Genomic DNA, 13011 nt, shown 5'->3' on the forward strand with positions numbered 1-13011 from the left:
CTTACCTGTTGTTAATTACCCAGTGCAGCCATGCTGTCTGTTCCTGGGAAAGATTATTTTTTTGGGTGCTGATAAAGCCGGTTAACCCTTGGATAGAAGAAAAAGTGACGTTGTATGCTCCCTCTGCATGAGCACCGTGACCGGTGAGTGTTGTCATCCCAGACTTCCCGACTTCTACGTTCAAATGATGATGGCTGTAGATGGTTGACTGGCCGGTAATGATGGTTTGCCCGTATTTTGCAGCATGATACAGGGAATAATTAGCCCACAGCAGGGCAGCAATGATACAAATAATGACAATTGAGGTAGCTCTGCCAGAGGCGTGGTACGTTCTGGGGGTAAAGAAGCCCCTCCAGGAAAATGTACTGTGTTGCCGTATGGCGGATATGATGTCGTCCTGTGTGGCCAGACAGGGCTGTACAGCTTTGCCTGTTATTCTTTCTACGTATTCAATGGCTTCACTGTCTGACGGGTCAGACATGGCGAGGCGAAGCACACCGTTTTGGGGTGAGTGCAAAGGGAATATGCAATACTTCAGATAGTGATGTCTGGGTAAAAGTGCACAGTTATCTCTGGATATTTCGTTGCTGATATCAATGATAGGTAAGTTGAACTGTCTGGAAAGCGCCTTCAGGAGTTGATCGTTTGTTACCAGTCCCATACGCAGGAATATTTTTCCTATTCGCCGTCCCCCACCCATTTGCATGGATAATGCCTGTTCGCATTGTTCCCTTGTGATTGCCTTATCTTCAACGAGGAGCTGTCCTAAATGTTTTCTTGAGGTGGTCATGGTTTTGTCCATTGAAATATTCCCAGGGTGCCTGTCAGCGTGCGCAACATTTTTTATATTTTTTTCCGCTTCCGCAGGGACAGGGCTTGTTTCTTCCTGGCTTTTTACTCTCAGCCTGGGACGTGAGATCACCTGAATGATACACCCATTGGCTGTCGATTTTTACAAAACGACTCTTTTCGTGCAGATCAATTGATTGGTTATGTATTGTCCGGGCCAAGGCCAGGAATTCCACAGTACCATGTTCATCTTCGGCGTTTCCATTGTTTGTCGCAAGAATTTGCAGATCATACCAGTGGGGAATGGTTTCTTTGTCTATGCTTGTTGGCCGTGTTTCAGGGTGCCAGGTTTTCAGCAGATAGTCTGTGTCAGCACGTGTATATGCTGTAAAGCGTGATCGCATGAGGGCTTCAGCGGTGGGAGCATTTTCCCTGCCTTCAAGGTATGGTTCGCAGCACTGTGCATAGGAACTGGCAGAACCGCAGGGACAGGAAAGAAGGGGAGTCGTTTTACTCATTATGTGTTTAGACCTTTGATTTCATTTGCAATAGTAAGTATTCGTTTACGAGCAGGTCGGTATGGACTCAGACTTTTTAGTCTTTTTTATACATAAATTTTCAGCTTCTATATAGATACGATTGACAATGGGCAAGGCGGTTTTTATTTGAGATTCGATACGGTCAATGGCCTGTTCGATTTCATCCGGACAAAGGTCGTCTTTGAAGTGAACATCCAGGTTAACCAAGACCTGTCGGGGGCCTAGATATAGACTGAGTGGTCTGGAGAAATCTGTTATGCAGTCTTCGTTTCGCAAGATCTCCATAATAATTTCAACTCGTTCAGGCAATAATCCTTCCCCTATCAACAACCCTTTGCATTCTATGGCAAAAAACATGGAGACTGAAACAAGAAGTAGGCCAATGAGGATAGATCCCAATCCGTCAAAGATGTGAAGACCGGTTACCTGCCCTAAAAAGACAGCCATTGCTGCAATCGTAAGTCCCAGTAGGGCGGCGCTATCTTCTATAACGACGGCAAGAAGAGAGGAATCTTTACTATCCCTGAATGCCTGAAGAAATGGTTTGTCGCCTCGGTAGCGGTTGAACTGTTGTAAAGCGATCCTAAGGGCGCTGCCTTCGAAGGCCATGGCAAGGATTATAACGGCATAATTCCATACAGGAGAGACAAGGGGAGTCGGATGGCGGAGATGTTTGAATCCTTCGTATAGAGCGAACCCTCCTCCCAAAGCAAAAATCAGAATAGCTACGACAAAACTCCAAAAGAAAACTTCCTTGCCAAATCCAAAAGGGTGTAGATCATCGGCTGGTTTTTTGCTTTGTTGTATGCCTACAAGGAGGAGAATTCCGTTACCTGTATCAACCAGGGAGTGTACTCCTTCTGAAAACATAGCAGAAGAACCTGTAAAAAAAGCGGCGATGAATTTGCAGATGGCAATGGCGATATTTGCTGCTATTGCTCCATATATTGCTATATTTGAAGAAGTTTCCATGTATAAAGTGTTCCTTGCGCGCATTTATTGCCAGCTGCTGTACTGTTTACACGTGAGTCGGGAAATTACTGGCGATTGTTTCAGTTGCAAACGGAGGAGTTTTTCAGAGTCTCGCTCCTGGCTTTACCTCCCCAATTTTTACGTTATGCTCAAAATTTTATCCTCGAGATATCAGCTGGATGTCTGCGATAAAATATATCGCATGCCTCGGAGTCTACGTTTACCTAAACTTGAGCAAAAATCCATGGTTCTGGACGGATACTGAGAGCCTGGGGGAGAAAGCTCTTTTATCTATATTTGTGTTGTTTCCAGAAAATCAATACGTGCAATATCAAATATATGGCTGTGCTTGATTTCTTGAAAATGCCTTGATCTGAGAAAAAAAGCAATTCGCCGACAGACTCCTGGCGTACTCAATTGATCATTGGGTAATTTTAAGAAAAACATTTTCATACAACTTGCGAAATCCTTCCAAGCTGCTTTCATCAAGCCACCGTTCATAGGTAGAACGATATTGTTCCGAAGGTCTTTGGGCTCGTAGTACCTCATTGATTTCTGATATGACCTTTTTACCCCAGGCATTTTTTGAGCAGGCCACGTAGGTGAGCATGGCATCGTATTCATTTTGGTTCTCTTCTATCGTCAGGGTCATTATCTGATCCCGAAGATCAAGAGTTTCGGCCAGGTACATAGCCTCTTCAGGAAGACCGGGCAGGGCGTCTATACGGCCGGCAATCAGCATTTTGAACATGTTCAGCGACAGTTGAGAACCTTCATAGGAGTAGATATTGCGTGAATTTCCATAGGTGTTGAGAATGGTATCGATTGTATTCCCGTAGGAGCGGTGTTCAGGCCTGCCAATGAGATGTTGTGCTTCCTTGAGGACTTTGGTGAGATTGACAACTTTTTTGCCTCCGAAGTATTTAAAATGGTCTTTCCTTATAATAAGCACAGGAGGAAGGGTCAGCATGCTGGGAATTGAAAAAAAAGCAAATTCTTCACGTTCAGGAGTTTTATACATGGCCAGACTACATGCAGGTTCTCCATCTTGCCATTGCCGATAATGTCTCGAAATATTTGCAACTATGTGGATATGTTCATACTGGGGCAAATATTGCTTTACAATAGCTGTAATCTGATCTTCATATCCCTGTCCCTTATATTTTCCTTCATGGATGAAAAATGGAGGGGCGTCCGCTTCCATCCAGTAGATTTTTTCGCCAGCCAATGCAGCATGGGCTGTGAAAATCAGAAGTATACACAAGAAGACAGGTAAACGATGCCAGGTAACAAAAGGGGATCTCAGAAAAATCATTCTTCTCTTTGTTTGAGCTTGGTTACGAAAGTTGGAGTGCGCCGTATATGGCCTCACGTATCTGGTTCAGGGTATACGGTTTGGGGACAAAACCAGACGCACCCATATTCAAGGTGGCGACAATGTCTTCATGGTCAGCAAAACCACTGGTAATGACCGCCCGTTGTGCAGGGAATTCTGTAACGATCTGCCGGAATACTTCTTTGCCATTGGGCTGATCGTGTTCCAGCAGCATATCAAGCAGGATAAGGTCTGCCGGTTGTTTACGCAGCCTTTGCACAGCTTCATCTCCAGACGAGACAGCGTATGCCTTGAAACCGAGGGTCTGTAATATTTTTGTGGCGAGTTGCCTCTGTCCCGGTTCATCGTCAATTACCAGGATTGATCGGTCTGAAACCTCAACGGGAAGAAGTTCCTGTTGCTTTTTCGTTTGAGGAATGGGGCAAAGTGCGCTGGGAAAGAGCAGGGTAAATGTTGATCCTGATGTTGTACTGTGAACTTTTACCGCGCCTCCGTGATCCAGCATGGTGTTCCAGACAATAGCAAGTCCAAGGCCTGTTCCGCTTTTTCCCATGACTTTTTTTGAGAAAAATGGTTCAAAAATATGTTCTTTGATTTCAGCAGGAATGCCCGGGCCTGTGTCCTCTATAGTTATTTGAACATAGTTTCCGGGGGCGAGGGTGTAGTCCTTTCCAGTCTCTTTTTCCGCAATTTCTATATTGGAGCTGGTAATGCATATGGTACCTTCATACGGAATTGCCTCTATTCCGTTGTTTGTAAGGTTCATTAGACACTTGCGAAAATGGATAGGTGAACAGTTAATGTGGTGCACGTTTGGACATAGAGAGGTCGTAAAGGTAATGTTGTCAGCTTCCTTTTGTTGCTCTTTAAATTCAGGTGACGTTAAATACTCATAAATGAGTTCATTGGGAGAGCAGATTTCCTTTTCAATCACTACGCCCCGTGCAACGGTCAAAAGATCTGCAACAACTTCCCTGGCATTGAATCCCGCCTTACGAATTTCTTCCAGTGGTTCCCGTAAGGGACTGTCTTGCGGCAAGTCCAGGAGGATAAGATCCGGGTAACTAACTATTCCCGAGAGGATGTTGTTCAGGTCGTGTGCAACGCCACCCGCCATGAGACCTATGCTTTTCATTTTCTGGTCCCGTCGCAGTTTTTCCTCTAGTTGCTTACGTTCAGTTATGTCAACACCAATAGCTCTCATCCCCTTGAGTGTTCCTTGATGGGTTATGGGAGCACTTTTCAGTAGAAGCGGGAATTTTTCTCCGTTTTTATCAATTGCCGTATATTCAAACAGGGGAAGACTTTCATTGGTGATGCGTTTGTTCATGACCTCCCGAGCCCTGTCACGGTCTTCGGGTTGCATAAGGTTGAATATGTTTATGCTTGAATGTAACGGGTCTAGAGCAAATTTTTGGCAGGCCCGTTGGTTGGCATATTGAATAGTCCCGTCAGAAGTAAATTCGAAAATCATTTCAGGGAGTAGCTCAACCAGGTCCTGGAAGCGTCGTTCACTGTCAACAAGACTCTGCGAGGTGGTTGCCACTTCTTTTTCCAGAAACCGGCGTCTTTGAAACTGATGGTCGATTAGAAGAGTGAGCAACGCCAGGAGTATGTGGAGCATCAGGATATTGAGCAACGGAAAAATCACGGTCACGTATTTTTTTCCCTGCAGAGTCCCTATGCGGAGATTGTTATACATGATCTTGGCATGCATCTCTCTGGTCCAGATTAAGCCAAAGTGTTGCATAATTCTGGCCAGTCTTCCGGAGAGGTGTCCTGTAATACTCAGGAATTCCTGATTTTCGGGAATGGTCACGAGAAGAGACTGAAATTCCTCGGCATTTCTTGCGAGTTGCAGGTATGATTGAACAGCAAGCTGATCAAGGGCCCAGACGTCATTTGCCAGGATAAGGGCGTGGTTTTTAAAAGAATTCTCTTCCTCTTGTGCGTGGTTGTGGAGGTAGATTGATGAATTGATAATGTAAAATATGAAAAAAATGAGCAGATAGGTCAGATGTCGTCTGTTAAATGTATGTCTAAAAAATTTGGCGTGGCGCATAACATGTAAACAAAAGCACTTGATTGTCTAACTGGCTGAGTGGTTCGAAAAAACTATCTACGTTTGCCGGTTTCGCCACTGATTCTCATGACCGTCTCACTGGATCAATACAGCCAGTATGGCACCATTGAAAGCGTCATGAGAATGCGCCGATATCCTGCGATTTGTTTGGATAATTATTGTTTTACGTAACCCTAGGGAATGTATTCTGCGTTACTGCTCACAAGGGAGTATTCCCTGTTATTTCTTGCCTTCAAATGTAGAAAATCGTCACAGCGTAAGACCCATGCTGTGTTCTATTTTGGGCTGTATTATCGATAAGAGGTCGTCACTTTCCAGATATGGACATGATTTATTGTAAGGGAATTCTCTGCATTGACGAGGCCTTACGGTGTGTATTGAACAGCGTGCCCGCATTTTGCCATTGATTAAAAATATGCATGAGCCATCTTCCCGTACACGGAAAGTATTTCTTCCTTCAATATATCTGCTTCGAACCTCGCCATCTGAAATGTTAAAATATCTTGCTATTCGGTTTATGTCGTCATTGTCAAGATACAGGGTCGATCCAGGAAGCCGGTAGCAGCAATATCCAGGGCAGAAGTTACAGTATTGCTTGTTTCTTGAAAGGCTGTAATGTCCGGTATTCATGAAACCTCTCAAATACGGAAAGAGTAATGTTCAAAGACCCATCTATATTGTTATGTACACGTAAAACGGCGCCAAGGAAAGAAAGAATATGCGCAAAATGCAAAATAGAAAAATCTTCCCTCCATGGGCCATATGCTTGTTGTCTCTATTTTTAACCGGCGCAGTCGTGTCTTCAGTTTGTTTTTATTTTTATATCAATATCTTGACAGAGGATGCTCCGGAGTGCAGTAAAGAGTGTTGCAAAACAGTTTGTCGGGAAGATGTTTTTGGAGGCAAGGGGCTATATGTTTGTAATTATTTTACTGTTTAGCAGAAATGTGGAAGGAAATGACATCCAGCTATAGTTTCCTGTAAACTCACTCGCATCTGGCCAGGATCCTGGTAAGGGAAATGAGAAGGAGAGAGAGGGCGCCTAAAATGGCAACCAATACATACGCGCGTTCATATTCTCCTGTAAAAACAGCATTGTAAACTTCAAGGGAAATGGTGTTGGTTTTACCGCTGATGTTCCCGCCCAGCATAAGTGTTACTCCGACTTCACCCAATGAACGGGCAAAGGCTAAGGAAAGGCCGATAACGATACTGGTACGTATGGAAGGAAGTACAACCTGAATAAAGGTGGTGCATGGCGATTTGCCGAGAACGTAGGCTGACTCAATCAATTTTTTGGTATCCCGGCGGATGGCTGCCTGCACCTGTTTTACGATAAGGGGGAGGCCGGCAATAAAGGATGCCAGTACCACACTCCAAAAGCTGAATATCATATCCAACCCCAGAGTATGGTGAAGAAATCCACCAACTATGCTGCGACGTCCAAGCAGCATGAGCAGTATGAAGCCTGAGGCAATGGGAGGAAAAACCAGGGGAAGGGTGATGATGAAATCTAAAACGGAAATAAACCGTCCCTGGAATCGGCCCAATACATAACCAAGAATTACGCCCCATAATGCAAGAAGTGGTAAGACGACCAAAGCCGCCTTACCACTAAGACAGAGTGCAGCCAGTGTGGCCGGTTGTTGAATAACTGTACAGACTGTTTGCAAGAGCATGGTGTCACAACCCGTGTTTATGACTTATTTCAGCTGCTTTGGGTGTTTTCAGGAATGTCAGAAAGCTCTTGGTAATGTCTTTTTCTTCATTGTGGTTGAGTTGTTTGGCTACTATGAGAATTGGAGAATAATCTTCCTGATTCACAGGAATCAGTTGAGCAACTTTGCCCTGAAGTGCCAGTGCTTCTGTTGAGTTGATAAATCCCACGTCTACTTCACCACTGAGCACATAGGCTGAAACCTGGGGAACGGTACCTACCATCAACAATTTTTGAGCTAACTGCTCTTGATAATTGTGGCGTTCCAGAAATTGATGTGCAGCTTTTCCATATATGGCCTTTTGGGCATCAGGGTAGGCTATACGTGATATGTGGGGAGCATTGAGTGCCTCAAGTCGTACTGGTTGAACTCCTCTGGCAACGGCAGCTATCAGTTTTCCCTGGCCAATAATTACTTCTCCTTTGAATGGTAGCGCAGAGACATCTAGAATGGTTTTATCGCCAATAATACAGTCAATTTGGTCACTGGCCTTTGCCTGTGCTGTGACTTGTCCCATGTTACCGAATATTTGTTGAACTTCTCCGCCTTGTAAAGTCGAAAAGGTGGCACAGAGTTCTTTAACTAACCGTTTATAGCCTGCACCGGCTGCTATGGTGAGTTCTTCTCCAGCTGAAGCTGGCTGAAGATGATAAATCTGTGCTGCAATGAGCAACATAAGGATAAGTGTACTTTTACGTTTCATGATATCACTCCTGTCATGCAGATTCTTCCACAGGGGATTTCTGCTTAAAGTGGTTAATGGGAAAAATAGCTCTGTATCGTTCAAACTCCGCGTATTGTGTTGGTAGCCATAGCGGGTCAACCGTGCCTTGATTAATGGCTACCACATGTGCGGATTGCAAAAGGGGGTCGTGGAGGTCATGGGTGATTTGAATAACCGGTAGATTTTCTGAGTGTTGAATGGTGGTGACCAGGTTTTGAAGGATCCTTTTGTTTTCCAGATCAAGGGCTGAAAAAGGTTCATCCAGCAAAAGTGCTCTGGGGCATCTGGCAAATGTCTGGGCCAGCGCAAAACGTTGTCTTTCACCACCGGAAAGCTGGTGAGGCTTTTTATCCGCCAGGTGTGATATTTTCAGAATATCCAGGAATTGATGGGCTTTACTTTTTGATTTTGCCGCAAACATTACGTTTTCCAAACCGCTCATATGGGGAAACAAAGGATAATCCTGGGCCAGGAACCCGATCTGACGACATTGGGGGGAAAGAGACTTATGGTTGCTCTGATTGTACCAACATTCCTCTTCGAACTGGATATATCCGGTGTCGGCACTCTCCAGGCCGGCAAGGCAACGGAGGAGGGTAGATTTTCCCGAACCTGAAGGGCCTACCAGAAGTGTCGTTTCACCTGGTGGGCAATGAAAAGAGACCTGCAGGACAAAGGCAGAAAGCTGTTTTTCTATAGAACAGCTCAAGCCATGGTGGTGAAAATATTTCATGAATATCTCCTTAGGCTTAAAGGAGCTCTGCTAAAAGCTTTGCAGTCTTTTCCGGGTAGGTAATCATAGGGTAACGTCCGGATGGGATAGAATACAGTGGCCAGTCATTTGTTTTCGTCTTTTTAAGAAAAGAAATGAATTCATGAAGTTCTCCTGATGTATATTTGAGCGGGGTCTAGACAGAAAGTGATGCTGTTTGACTATGTCCTGCTCTAAGTCATTGCCGTTACTGTTATTGAACCAGCGAGTTCCCTATTCCGTTGTTTGAATAAGGAATAACGCGTACAGTGATTCTCCTGTTTCTGATTCACTGCATATATGAAGAGGAAAGAGAAAGAATGAGAAGGGAACAATCACAAGGAAAATTAATGCACGACCGCAATTGCAAGCTGTGTTCAATGTGTATTTTACGCATAATAGACAATTTTTCCTCGTTGTTCAACTTCAGAATAACGGTGGCTGCTATTTCTTGCACTTCATAGAGAAATACATTTCTCAGATTTTGAGAGTGGATCTACGGCCTGTTATCAGTTACGGTTCTTCGGATTTGAAAGGGATAAGAAAAGTAATCTGCTCTCCTCACCCTTGTCCTTTTTCCCTTTTTCAGGGAAATTGCTATAATGACTTCGTAGGCATGGCAAATTGCTTTCAATTTGATTTGATCCATCGGAAATATCGTTTTTAAACGAGGATGATTCTCGCTAATGGTTTTACCACCCGACTCACATTTCTCTTCAGCAGATTGTATTGAACCAACGCTTTGTTTTACCACTAAAAAGATGAAGATTGGCGAAAAGTATCCTCTTGAAAGATTGCCGATATCAGAATTGATAAAGGCAGATCACGTTTTGGTTGAGTTTACAGACGAGAATCTTCCTGAATCTGAACATTTCACGCGCAGGCATGTTATCAGCGGGCCTAATACATATTTTTCTGAAGACAATAACCAAATTTTTGCCTCTGTGATTGGCTATCCCCATGTAGATTTTGTGCAGGTTCAGGAAAACAGTGCCCTTGCCCTGCATGTCTGGGTCGAGCCCCTGTTTGAGTTGTCAAAGGATCGGATGAAGGCGTACCTTGTTGTGAAGCCGTTGCTTTTTAATTATGCTATTCTTTCAAGTGAAGATTTGTACAATGTGATTACAAAATCTGGAATTGTTGTTGGGGTTGACTATAAACAACTCAATGTTGCCAAAAAATGTTTGCAAAGCAAAGCTCTTGATAATGACAAGATACTTGTCGCACAGGGAAGAAAGCCACTTACTGGGAATAACGCCTATCTCAAATTTAAATTTGAAATCGGCCCCATTGCCGGTCAGTTGCTTGAAGACGGCAGAATTGATTTTCGTGAACGCAAAATAATGGTCCCTGTCTTTAAAAATCAAATTATTGCTACAAAAATGCCCCCTACCAGAGGCAAACCAGGACTGACTGTTCTTGGTGAAAGAATAGCTCAAAAACAGGGAACTGATATTACCGTTGAAACCGACGGTGATGTTGCGTATGACCCTGAACGAAACCAGGTCTGCGCTACCAGTGATGGTGTGTTGTCAGTGGTCGGCGATAACGTTATCAAGGTTTCTTCCAAACTGGAGATTTTCGGAGATATAGACTATTCAACAGGAAATATTGAATCCAGAAACAGTATTGTTGTTCACGGGTCGGTTCTGCCTGGGTTTCTTGTGAAAGCAGGAGGTGATCTGGAAATCAGGGGAAGCGTTATGTCTACGCAGGTTGCCAGCCTTGCCAATATTGTTGTCAAAGGAGGAATTACCGGAAATGTGAGTTCCTTAAGCAGTTCTGGTGATTGTGATATCCATTTTATTGAGCAGGGAATAATACACTGCCATGGTAATTGTGTGGTACGTAAACAATCCTATTACAGTAAAATCTATGCTGGCGGCAGTATTCGTTGTAAAGAGAACAGTGCTGTGGTCGGTGGAGAATTAATAGCTGAAGGGAGTATTACACTCGGAGATACAGGTGGTATTGGAGCAGAACCTGTTTTCATAGCAGCAGGTGTAGTTGCACAACGGATTTTTCATTCCAGAAATCTTGTGCAACGCTTAACTGATTATAAAAAATCAATCACACAACGCCTGAAAGAGTATAGAGGGATTACCCGGACGAAAAAACTTAAAATTTTTCAAGGGAATCTTGAAGATATGAAGTTGAGAAATTTACGGATTAATATGATACCAGGGACCGGCTTGTTTTCCAGGCCGGTGGAAGAGAATGGCAACGCTTCTTCTCCTCAGGTTGTCATTCAGGAGAGGACAGAACAGATGGGTATTGATATTAGCGCTATTGCCATTGAAGTATACGGAACCGTATTTGCCGGAACCTTACTCCAGATTGGTAATCAGACGTTGAAAATCAGTGAGAATATGTCTGGCCAGAGGTTTATGCTTGATGATACACTCAACCATATTACTGCAATCCCGCTTAAGTGATGTACGTTGTCTTACATGTAATTCTTTTTGCCTTCCCGAGAAAAATACTGCTGATAAAATAGGCCAGCAGGCATACCTGCAGGAAAGGGCCATGAGCTGCCCAGGAGAGGACACCAGTCGTTTGCTCTATCCAGCAGGTCCGCTTCTACTGTCAAAAAAGTATCTTTATGGAGTACCTAGGTTTTACCGTATTTGCTTTGTTAGTGCCTCTGTATAAATGGTCTTTTCGGAGTCCCGCTCCTCGCCTGGCTCCCCAATTTTTGTGTTATGCTCATAATTTTATCCTCGAAGGGAAGCATAGGCACCGATATCAGCTGTATGTTTTGGGTAAAAGGCATTGCATGCCCGGTACCCAGCATCTTTTGCAAAGTACATTTTTGAAAAATCCGGTGTAGAATCATCACCGAGATTCCGGGTGGTGGTCTGCAGGTTATTTATCAGAACCAACTGGATTTCAGAGTCAGCGGTATATATATCTGTAGCAGGAGGCACAGCCGCATTTTTCATTTTTGTGTATTTGCAGCCAGTTTTAGTAAAATCAGAAAGTCTCCGGTTAGCCAGGTCCAGGTCTACAGCTGTGAGATCAGCTCTGTAGAGGAAAGCCCAGAGATCGGTGCCGCTAAAATTTGCGCCACGCAGCTTGGTCCAGCTCAAATTTGTATAATAGAGATACGCTCTGCTGAAATCAGCACCGCTGAGGTTTGCTCCTCGCAAGTCTGTTCCGCAGAGATCAGCCTCTCTAAAATCTGCTCCCGATAAATTCGCCCATAGCCTGCCAGTGTTGCCACGTTTGGCCCCACTCAGGTCCAGTCCGCGTAGATTAGCGCCGCGAAAATCAGCCTTGTGAAGGTCTGCTCCCCTGAGGTAGGCGTTTTTTATATCTGCATTTCGGAACCGTACAGGTATCTTGGGGTTACGCTTTCTCCACTCGTTCCATTCGGTCATATCCTGGCTTGCAGAACACTTCATGAGAAGATCGTACTGTTCGAGGCTAAAGTGAGTGTTAAGTTTTGATCTGTGGATTTCTCTTGTAGTCATTTCAAATCTCCTTGAAAGGTTAACGTGTTACTTTTAAAACAAATTTGCTTCGCCGACAGTTTCTCTGTTCGTTAATAATGACGAGCCCTTTCTTCCAGAATGGAAAGCCAGATTGGTTCAAACTGCTTCCAATATGTTGAGACCATCTGCGCACCATACGGGGTGAGGGAGGCATGATCATCCGGGGCAGCTACCTGTGGATAGGAAACAAGGGGCTTGGTAAAGCAGCGATTCATTTCGCGGATAAGTTCCTGAGCGTGGGAATGTTCTATTTTTGATACCCTTGCAGCCTGTTTTACGGAGCCGAGAGCTTCAATCTCCTGCAATAAAACCGCTTTGCGAAAGCCGAGCCGGGCACCTTTTTCCATTTCTATCACCACGCAACATTCCGGTGGCACCATGCATGACGATCTGAGTTTTTTCATACCTTACTCCTTTGTCTGTTTGTCCATAGTCATTGAAAATCAATGTGGATTCGCTCACTTTAAAAAGACAGCCCAGCTGGAAATGAGTGAAATGATTTCCCGTTGTTCTTTTTTGGAATAACGTTATTTAAGAATTTTCAAGAATGGTGCCAGTGTCTATGTTTTTGTTATTTTTGCGTGTTTTCAGGTTTTTAGGCCTGT

The 13011-nt window shown here is 44.1% G+C and carries 12 protein-coding genes; 1 reads left to right on the top strand and 11 read right to left on the bottom strand.

From position 1 onward, the window contains the following. Position 1: 1 nt before the first annotated feature. The 9 genes from G493_RS0123240 to G493_RS30995 all read right to left on the bottom strand — a co-directional run bounded on the left by G493_RS0123240 (position 2) and on the right by G493_RS30995 (position 8894). Positions 2–790: a GspE/PulE/PilB domain-containing protein gene (locus tag G493_RS0123240; protein WP_161629884.1), complete on the bottom strand. Its 789-nt coding sequence runs from the start codon at positions 788–790 to the stop codon at positions 2–4. A 34-nt stretch (positions 791–824) separates the two neighbouring features. Further along, positions 825–1307, bottom strand: coding sequence for a YchJ family protein (locus G493_RS0123245; RefSeq protein ID WP_028582269.1), 483 nt, complete (start codon positions 1305–1307; stop codon positions 825–827). A 45-nt stretch (positions 1308–1352) separates the two neighbouring features. Further along, positions 1353–2300: a cation diffusion facilitator family transporter gene (locus G493_RS0123250; protein ID WP_028582270.1), complete on the bottom strand. Its 948-nt coding sequence runs from the start codon at positions 2298–2300 to the stop codon at positions 1353–1355. Positions 2301–2721: 421 nt separating this feature from the next. After that, positions 2722–3615: a TIGR02285 family protein gene (locus tag G493_RS0123255; protein ID WP_028582271.1), complete on the bottom strand. Its 894-nt coding sequence runs from the start codon at positions 3613–3615 to the stop codon at positions 2722–2724. A gap of 22 nt (positions 3616–3637) precedes the next feature. Continuing rightward, the gene (locus G493_RS0123260) at positions 3638–5698 is read right to left on the bottom strand and encodes a PAS domain-containing sensor histidine kinase (RefSeq protein WP_028582272.1); all 2061 of its coding nucleotides are present in this window, start codon (positions 5696–5698) and stop codon (positions 3638–3640) included. A gap of 270 nt (positions 5699–5968) precedes the next feature. Beyond that, positions 5969–6349 (bottom strand): YkgJ family cysteine cluster protein, encoded by a 381-nt coding sequence (locus G493_RS34940; protein ID WP_084813741.1) that lies wholly within the window; start codon positions 6347–6349, stop codon positions 5969–5971. 356 nt (positions 6350–6705) lie between these two features. Continuing rightward, positions 6706–7398, bottom strand: a complete 693-nt coding sequence (locus G493_RS0123270) for a molybdate ABC transporter permease subunit (protein ID WP_051309845.1) — start codon at positions 7396–7398, stop codon at positions 6706–6708. A gap of 4 nt (positions 7399–7402) precedes the next feature. Beyond that, positions 7403–8140 (bottom strand): molybdate ABC transporter substrate-binding protein, encoded by a 738-nt coding sequence (modA, locus tag G493_RS0123275; RefSeq protein ID WP_028582274.1) that lies wholly within the window; start codon positions 8138–8140, stop codon positions 7403–7405. 13 nt (positions 8141–8153) lie between these two features. Next, the gene (locus tag G493_RS30995; protein WP_051309848.1) at positions 8154–8894 is read right to left on the bottom strand and encodes a sulfate/molybdate ABC transporter ATP-binding protein; all 741 of its coding nucleotides are present in this window, start codon (positions 8892–8894) and stop codon (positions 8154–8156) included. Between the two features lie 704 nt (positions 8895–9598). Between G493_RS30995 and G493_RS0123285 the strand changes: the two genes are divergently transcribed. Further along, positions 9599–11347, top strand: a complete 1749-nt coding sequence (locus G493_RS0123285) for a DUF342 domain-containing protein (RefSeq protein WP_028582275.1) — start codon at positions 9599–9601, stop codon at positions 11345–11347. Between the two features lie 279 nt (positions 11348–11626). On the opposite strand, the gene G493_RS32710 is transcribed toward G493_RS0123285, so the two are convergent. Together G493_RS32710 and G493_RS31005 are read right to left on the bottom strand one after the other, a co-directional pair. Continuing rightward, positions 11627–12385: a pentapeptide repeat-containing protein gene (locus G493_RS32710; protein WP_051309849.1), complete on the bottom strand. Its 759-nt coding sequence runs from the start codon at positions 12383–12385 to the stop codon at positions 11627–11629. A gap of 71 nt (positions 12386–12456) precedes the next feature. Next, the gene (locus G493_RS31005; RefSeq protein ID WP_153306655.1) at positions 12457–12810 is read right to left on the bottom strand and encodes a winged helix-turn-helix domain-containing protein; all 354 of its coding nucleotides are present in this window, start codon (positions 12808–12810) and stop codon (positions 12457–12459) included. Between the last annotated feature and the right edge of the window lie 201 nt (positions 12811–13011).

Origin of the sequence: Desulfogranum japonicum DSM 18378 (genome assembly GCF_000429945.1) — a bacterium.
GTDB lineage: Bacteria > Desulfobacterota > Desulfobulbia > Desulfobulbales > Desulfobulbaceae > Desulfogranum > Desulfogranum japonicum.

What these genes read in the sequence shown, in the direction of transcription:
- G493_RS0123240 (WP_161629884.1), bottom strand. Translation starts at nt 790, where the DNA reads ATGACCACCTCAAGAAAACATTTAGGACAGCTCCTCGTTGAAGATAAG.
- G493_RS0123245 (WP_028582269.1), bottom strand. Translation starts at nt 1,307, where the DNA reads ATGAGTAAAACGACTCCCCTTCTTTCCTGTCCCTGCGGTTCTGCCAGT.
- G493_RS0123250 (WP_028582270.1), bottom strand. Translation starts at nt 2,300, where the DNA reads ATGGAAACTTCTTCAAATATAGCAATATATGGAGCAATAGCAGCAAAT.
- G493_RS0123255 (WP_028582271.1), bottom strand. Translation starts at nt 3,615, where the DNA reads ATGATTTTTCTGAGATCCCCTTTTGTTACCTGGCATCGTTTACCTGTC.
- G493_RS0123260 (WP_028582272.1), bottom strand. Translation starts at nt 5,698, where the DNA reads ATGCGCCACGCCAAATTTTTTAGACATACATTTAACAGACGACATCTG.
- G493_RS34940 (WP_084813741.1), bottom strand. Translation starts at nt 6,349, where the DNA reads ATGAATACCGGACATTACAGCCTTTCAAGAAACAAGCAATACTGTAAC.
- G493_RS0123270 (WP_051309845.1), bottom strand. Translation starts at nt 7,398, where the DNA reads ATGCTCTTGCAAACAGTCTGTACAGTTATTCAACAACCGGCCACACTG.
- modA (WP_028582274.1), bottom strand. Translation starts at nt 8,140, where the DNA reads ATGAAACGTAAAAGTACACTTATCCTTATGTTGCTCATTGCAGCACAG.
- G493_RS30995 (WP_051309848.1), bottom strand. Translation starts at nt 8,894, where the DNA reads ATGAAATATTTTCACCACCATGGCTTGAGCTGTTCTATAGAAAAACAG.
- G493_RS0123285 (WP_028582275.1), top strand. Translation starts at nt 9,599, where the DNA reads ATGGTTTTACCACCCGACTCACATTTCTCTTCAGCAGATTGTATTGAA.
- G493_RS32710 (WP_051309849.1), bottom strand. Translation starts at nt 12,385, where the DNA reads ATGACTACAAGAGAAATCCACAGATCAAAACTTAACACTCACTTTAGC.
- G493_RS31005 (WP_153306655.1), bottom strand. Translation starts at nt 12,810, where the DNA reads ATGAAAAAACTCAGATCGTCATGCATGGTGCCACCGGAATGTTGCGTG.